The sequence below is a fragment of the Variovorax sp. 01T439_2 genome (genome assembly GCF_056398445.1).
Map to the genome: position 1 here is coordinate 1 of NZ_JBFTPJ010000224.1, position 6,951 is coordinate 6,951.

6 protein-coding genes are annotated in these 6,951 nt (G+C 68.3%); all 6 read left to right on the forward strand.

Features of this window, described 5'->3' with window-relative positions; genetic code table 11:
• The coding region (locus tag AC1DOC_RS12770) for a DUF1045 domain-containing protein (RefSeq protein WP_478129887.1) at positions 1–648 on the forward strand (648 nt) is incomplete at its 5' end.
• A gap of 61 nt (positions 649–709) precedes the next feature.
• Entirely contained in the window at positions 710–1,279 is a 570-nt protein-coding gene (gene phnN, locus AC1DOC_RS12775; protein WP_478080142.1) for a phosphonate metabolism protein/1,5-bisphosphokinase (PRPP-forming) PhnN, read from the forward strand.
• A 198-nt stretch (positions 1,280–1,477) separates the two neighbouring features.
• Positions 1,478–2,638, forward strand: a complete 1,161-nt coding sequence (gene nosP, locus AC1DOC_RS12780; RefSeq protein ID WP_018905742.1) for a nitric oxide-sensing protein NosP — start codon at positions 1,478–1,480, stop codon at positions 2,636–2,638.
• On the forward strand, positions 2,631–3,728 hold the full coding sequence (locus AC1DOC_RS12785) for a sensor histidine kinase (protein ID WP_307596741.1): 1,098 nt from the start codon (positions 2,631–2,633) through the stop codon (positions 3,726–3,728). The genes nosP and AC1DOC_RS12785 overlap by 8 nt, the downstream gene beginning before the upstream one ends.
• Positions 3,725–5,992, forward strand: coding sequence for a putative bifunctional diguanylate cyclase/phosphodiesterase (locus AC1DOC_RS12790; RefSeq protein ID WP_478080141.1), 2,268 nt, complete (start codon positions 3,725–3,727; stop codon positions 5,990–5,992). The genes AC1DOC_RS12785 and AC1DOC_RS12790 overlap by 4 nt, the downstream gene beginning before the upstream one ends.
• The coding region (locus AC1DOC_RS12795) for a TRAP transporter substrate-binding protein (protein WP_478129888.1) at positions 5,989–6,951 on the forward strand (963 nt) is incomplete at its 3' end. The genes AC1DOC_RS12790 and AC1DOC_RS12795, both read left to right, overlap by 4 nt.

A 6,951-nucleotide genomic window follows, 5' to 3' on the forward strand; every position in this document is an offset into this window, starting at 1 on the left:
TGGTGGGACACCGGCAGCCACTGGCTCGGACGCTGCGCGGCAAGCGGGCAGCCGCTGCCGCAACCCGCCATCGACGGCATGCCGCCCGCGCGGCTGCAGGCACTGACGGCCGCGCCGCGGCGCTATGGCTGGCATGGCACGCTGAAGGCGCCCTTCGCCCTGCCCTCGCACCTGGACGCGGCGTCGCTGCGCACCGGCATCCGCCACATCTGCAAGGCCTGGGAACCCTTCGACATGCCGGCGCTGCAGGTGGTGCGGCTCGACAACTTCCTCGCGCTCGTGCCCGTGGTGCCCAGCCGCGCGCTGAATGCCATGGCCAGCGCCTGCGTGACCGGGCTGCATGCCTTCGCCGCGCCGCAGCCGCCGGCCGAATTGCAGCGCCGCCGCGCGAGCGGGCTCACGCCCGAGGAAGATGCGCTGCTGCAGCGCTGGGGCTATCCGTTTGTGCTCGACCGTTTCCGCTTCCACCTCTCGCTGACCGGCTCGCTGCGCGAGGCCGACGAGGCCGAAGTGCAGGCATTGCACGACGCGGCGCAACGGCACTTCGGCGCGCTGCCCGCGCAACGCTTCGATGCGATCAGCCTGTTCGCGGAGCCCGAGCCGCGCGCGGACTTCGTGTGCATCGAACAGATGGCGCTCGGCGCATGAGCCCCTGCCCGGCCGTTCCGAAGGGGGCTCGCACCGCAGTGCGCAGCACGGAGGTTACCCAATGAACGCCGCGCAGACCGGCCGCCTGGTCTACGTCGTCGGCCCCTCGGGCGCCGGCAAGGACAGCGTCATCGACTGGCTGAGGCAGCAGCTGCCGCAGGACGCCCGCGTGCACTTCGCGCGCCGCACCATCACGCGCGCGGTGCAGCCGGGCGGCGAGCAGCACGACAGTGTCGACGTGGCCGCCTTCATGCGCCTGCGCGAGGCCGGCGCGTTCGCGATGCACTGGGAAGCCAATGCCCTGCACTACGGCATCGCGCGCGCGGAACTCGCCGCGCGCTGCGACGGCAGGACCGTGATCGTGAACGGCTCGCGCGCCTACCTGCCCCGGGCCGTGCGGCTCTTTCCCGAACTGGTCGTCGCCCACATCACGGCCGACGCCCAGACGCTGCGCCGCCGGCTGCTCGCGCGCGAGCGGGAAACGCCGCAGATGGTCGATGCGCGCGTCCGGCGGGCGTTCGACTTCCAACTGCCGCTGGGCATCGCGGCCATCGAGGTCCGCAACGATGCCACACTCGCACAAGCGGGCGCGCAACTGCAGCAGGCGTTGAAGGCATGGAATTGCCTGTGAGCGGCCGTCGCGAAACACGAAGCCAGTAACTCGATCGGCGTACGCCGCGCAGTTGGCGCCTTGCGTTAGAACTTTTCATGTAGGCGATCGCCGGGACTGCGAAAGTTCGTGGTCCGCGGCAGGGATGTCCCGCATGGAATGAGTCCGCCATGGCGATGAATCATGCGTCTAATGCACCCTCACACAAGGAGTCGCAACATGGCGGACACGGACTGCATACGCAAGGCCCACTCCTGCGCGGCGGACCCCCGCAAGGCCGCGCAGGAATTCCACGCCATGGTGGCGCAGCCAGACACGGCGCTGGCGATCTTCTACTGCTCCAGCGACTACGACCTCGAAGCGCTGGCCGGCGAGATGAAGCGCCTGTTCGGCGACGTGCCAGTGGTCGGCTGCACCACCGCCGGGGAGATCGGCCCCGCGGGATTGCGCGACCACAGCCTGGCGGGTGCGAGCTTTCCGGCCAGCCACTTCAGGGTGGCGGCGGGCCAGGTCGAGCAGTTGCAGCAGTTCAAGGTGGAGGCCGGCCAGGATTTCGCCCAGGCGCTGCTGCACAAGCTGCTGGCCGAGGGCTCGCCCGGCGATGCGGACCACAGCTTCGCGCTGCTGCTGATCGACGGCCTGTCGCTGCGCGAAGAACCCGTCACGCGCGCCTTCCAGACCGCGCTGGGCCGGCTTCCGCTGCTCGGCGGTTCGGCCGGCGACGGCATGAAGTTCGACCGGACCCAGGTCTACTGGGACGGCCGGTTCGGCGCCGACTGCGCGGTGCTGGTGCTGGTGGCCTCGCGCATGCCGTTTCGCATCTTCAAGACGCAGCACGTCGTCGCCACCGACGACAGGCTGGTCGTGACAGAGGCCGACGCCGCTTCGCGCACCGTCAAGGAAATCAATGGCCTGCCGGCGAGCCAGGAGTACGCGAGGATGCTCGGCATCGACGCCTCCGACCTGGATCCCTCGCGTTTCGCGGCCTGGCCGGTGGTGCTGACGATCGGCGGTACCACCTATGTGCGCTCGATCCAGAAGGCCAACGCCGACGGCAGCCTCACGTTCTTCTGCGCGATCGAGAACGGGCTGGTGCTGCGCGTGGCCAAGGGCGTGGACCTGCTGCAGAACCTGGAGCAGGCCTTTGCCGGCATACGCGCCGAGATCGGCCCACCGCAGCTGGTGCTGGGCTACGACTGCATCCTGCGCAAGCTCGAAATCGCGCAGAGCAGCGCGAAGGACCGCATCGGCGAACTCCTGCAGCAGAACAACACGGTCGGCTTCCACACCTACGGGGAGCAGTTCCGCGGCGTGCACGTCAACCAGACGCTGGTCGGCATTGCATTCGGCACTAACGGCGAGGGGGCCAGCCATGCTTGAGTCTGCAACACTGCCGCGCCCCGGTGCGCAAGCGCTTTCCTCCAAGGACGAGATCGCACGGCTCAACAAGATCGTCCAGGCCCTGATGGACCGGGCCGAGCGCAGCGCCAATGCGCAGGGCTCCGACTTCAACCTCTTCCAGACCACCATCATGCTGGAGGAGCAGGTGCTCAGCCGCACCGCGGAACTGGAAGCGGCGCTGCGCGAGAACGAAGAGGTCAACCGGGTGCTGCGCAAGACGCAGGCCGACCTGGTGGCCGCGGCGCGTTCGGCCGGCATGGCCGAGATCGCCACCAACGTGCTGCACAACGTGGGCAACGTGCTCAACAGCGTCAACGTGTCGGCCGGGCTGATTCTTTCCAGGGTCCGCGCGTCCAAGGTGGAAGGACTCGCGCGTGCGGTGCAATTGATGAACGCGCATGCGGATGGGCTGGGCGCGTTCCTCGCCTCCGACCCCAAGGGCAAGCTGCTCCCGGGCTACCTGATGCAGCTGGCGCCGCTCCTGGTGGCGGAGCAGCGCACCGTCGTCGACGAGCTGGTGGCGCTGGGCAAGAGCGTCGACCACATCAAGGAAATCATCGCCGCGCAGCAGGCCCATGCCCGCGCCTCCAGCCTGATCGAGCCGATACGCATCCACGAGCTCGTCGAGGACGCGCTGCGCATGAACGCGTCGGGCGCGGCGCGCTACCAGGTGGTGATCGGGAGCGGCCTCGCCCGCCTTCCCGAACTGCCGCTGGACCGGGGCCGCCTGCTGCAGGTGCTGATGAACCTGGTGCGCAATGCACGGCAGGCGATGGAAGCGGTGGCGGACGACCGCGCCAAGCTCATGCTCGATGCGGAGATCGTCGGCGACGAGGTGCTGCGCATCCGCGTGGCGGACACGGGCGTCGGCATCGCTCCCGACAACCTCACGCGCGTGTTCATGCACGGGTTCACCACCAGGAAGGACGGCCACGGCTTCGGCCTGCACAGCGCAGCCATCGCGGCGCGCGAGATGGGCGGCACGCTGGCAGTGCACAGCGACGGACCCGGCACCGGCGCCACCTTCACGCTCGAACTTCCGATCAGAAAGGCCGCAGAGACGCCATGAGCAAACCGCAGAACCGCCGCATCCTGCTGGCTGACGACACGCCGGCCATTCACGAGGACTTCCGCAAGATTCTTCTTCCGGCGGCCGCGGACGCGAACCTGGACGACCTGGAGTCCGCGCTGTTCGGAACCTCGGCCAGGAAAAGCGACGTGGACTTCGTGCTGGACAGCGCCTACCAGGGGCAGGAGGCGCTCGCCAAGCTGCGCGAGGCCTTGGCAGCCGAGGCGCCCTACGCCATGGCGTTCATCGACATGCGCATGCCCCCGGGGTGGGACGGCGTCGAGACCATCGAGCAGCTGTGGCTCGAAGACCCGCGCCTGCAGATCGTGATCTGCACGGCCTATGCGGACCAGTCGTGGGTCGAGGTGTTCGACCGGCTGGACGCGCGCGACCGCCTGCTGGTGCTCAAGAAGCCCTTCGATCCGATCGAGGTGCGCCAGCTGGCCAGTGCGCTCACCATGAAGTGGCAGATGACGCAAGACGCCGCCTTCAAGATGAACCAGCTCGAGCAGGCCGTGGAGGAACGCACGCGCGAGCTGTCGGACGCCAACATCATCGTGCAGAACAGCCCGACCATCCTCTACCGGCTGCGCGGCGAGCCGGCGTTCCCGCTGATCTACATCTCGCACAACATCACCAAGTTCGGCCACGAACCGGCGGCCCTCCTGGCCAACCCGGACTGGGCGGACGTGCTGATCGACCCGGCCGACCAGCCCGGCGTGGCCGCCGCGATGGCGCGCGTGCTCGAGAAGGACGCCGAAGGCGCCTCCATCGAATACCGCCTGTGCACCGGCGACGGCGCGCGGCGCTGGGTCGAGAACCGCTATGTTCCGGTGCGCGACAAGGACGGCCGGCTCATCGAGGTCGAGGGCATCGTCATCGACGTCACCGAGCGCAAGGCGGCGGAGGAGCAACTGGCAAAGCTGGCGCGCACCGACGGGCTCACGGGCCTGGCCAACCGCGCCACCCTCGTCGAGCGCCTGCACCAGGCCCACGCGGCGGCACGGCGCGGCTCCGTGCCGTTTGCGCTCCATTGCCTCGACCTGGATCACTTCAAGCCGGTCAACGACATGTTCGGCCATCCGGGCGGCGACCTGCTGCTGCGCGAGGTGGCGCTGCGCCTGAAGAACTGCACGCGCGAGACCGACGTGGTGGCGCGCCTGGGCGGCGACGAGTTTGCCGTGCTGCAAAGCGAAATGGCCGACGCGGCCGCCGCGGGCGCCCTGGCCGCGAAGATCCAGCAGGAGCTCGCGCGCCCGTACATGATCGACGGCAACCAGGTGCATGCCTCGGCCAGCATCGGCATCTGCCCCTACACCCCGGGCAGCGAGAGCCCGGAGGAAATGCTTGCGCAGGCCGACCTGGCGCTCTACCGCTCGAAGGAGCAGGGGCGCAACCAGTACCACTTCCACTCCGAGGAACTCGACTTCGAAGTGCGCGACCGCGTGGCGCTCGGCGAAGACCTGAAGCAGGCCATCGAGCGCGAACAGCTGGAGCTTTATTACCAGCCGCAGGTCGAGCTGTCCTCCGGAAAGATCGTGGGCGTGGAGGCGCTGCTGCGCTGGAACCACCCCAGGCGCGGCCTGCTCGAGGCGACCGCGTTCGTGCCGATTGCCGAGCGCACCGGCGCCATCGTCGCGCTCGGCCGCTGGGTGCTGGACCAGGCCTGCAGGCAGCTGAGCGTGTGGCGCGAACAGGGCGTGGCGCCGCCGGTGGTGGCCATCAACCTGTCGCTCGGACAACTCCGGCAGGGCAGCGAGCTGATCCGCGACGTGACCGAGAGCCTCGCGAAATGGCAGCTCGATCCGTCCGTGCTGGAATTCGACGTGACGGAGTCGACGCTGGCCCAGATGACATGGACCCACAACGACGTGCTGCCCAGGCTGAGGGCGCTCGGCGTGCGCATTGCGATCGACGACTTCGGCACCGAATACTCGTCGTTCGAATACCTGCGCACCTACCGCGTGAACCACCTGAAGATCGCGCAGTCGATGCTCCAGCGGGCGATCGACGATCCGGACAGCGCGGCCACGGTTCGCGCCATCATGAATCTCGCGCGCGAGGCGCGCATCGGCATCATCGTGGAGGGACTGGAGACCGAGACGCAGCGCGCGTTCCTTCAATCGACCGGCGCCGCCACCATGGCGCAGGGCTACTACTTCAGCGAGGCCGTGATGGCCACCGAGGCCGGCGACTTGCTGCGCTCGGGCACCATGGCGCAGAGCGAACGCAGCAAGGGCGGAGAGCACGGGGCCGAAGCATGAAAGAAGCACTCCTGATCTTCGCCGCGACGTGGGGCTTCGCTGCCTTGCCGCCGGCGGCGCATGCCGATCCCGTGGTGCTGTCGCTGGTGCACGCCGCCACCACCACGCACCCGGCTCATCTGGCGGCGCTCCAGTTCGCCAAGCGGGTCGAGGAGCGCACCCACGGGCAGATCCGCACGGAGATCTTTCCCGCGTCCCAGCTCGGCAGCGAGAACGAACTGCTGCAGAAGGTCCGGCTGGGCGCGGTCGACATGGACGTGACCTCGATGAACTACCTCATCAAGTACGAGAAGACGTTCTCCGTCGTCGTCATGCCGTATCTCTTCGACAGCTATGCGCATGCCCACCGCGTGCTCGATGGCCCCGCAATGAACTGGCTCGCGCCGCTGGCCGAGAAGCAGGGCTTCGTCATCCTGTCCAACTGGGAATGGGGATTCCGCAACATCACCAACAACCAGCGCCCGATCAACGTGCCCGAAGACGTGCGGGGCCTCAGGGTGCGCGTTCCGCCCGTCGCCGAACTCGAGGCCACCATGCAGGCGCTGGGCGCCGAGGTCAGCAAGGTCGGCTTCAAGGAGCTTCCCCAGGCGCTGGCGCAGGGTCTGGTCGACGGCCAGGAGAACCCGCTCAACGTCATCTACTACAACAAGCTGTACGAAGCGCAAAAGCACCTCGCCCTGACCCGCCATGTGTACTACAACACGCTCCACCTCATGAGCACCGCGACCTGGGCGAAGCTCACGCCGGCCGAGCAGGCGATCGTGCGTGAAGAGAGCAAGGCGGCGGGCGACGGCATGCGCAAGAAGATCATTGCCGAAGAGGAGGAGCTGATCGCAAAGATGGCTGCCGCCGGCGTGAAGGTCACGCGCCCCGACCCGGCACCGTTCCGCGCGGCCACGCAGGGGGCCCGCGACGAGATCAGGCGCTTCGCGGGCGACGAGAACGTGCGCACGTTCCTG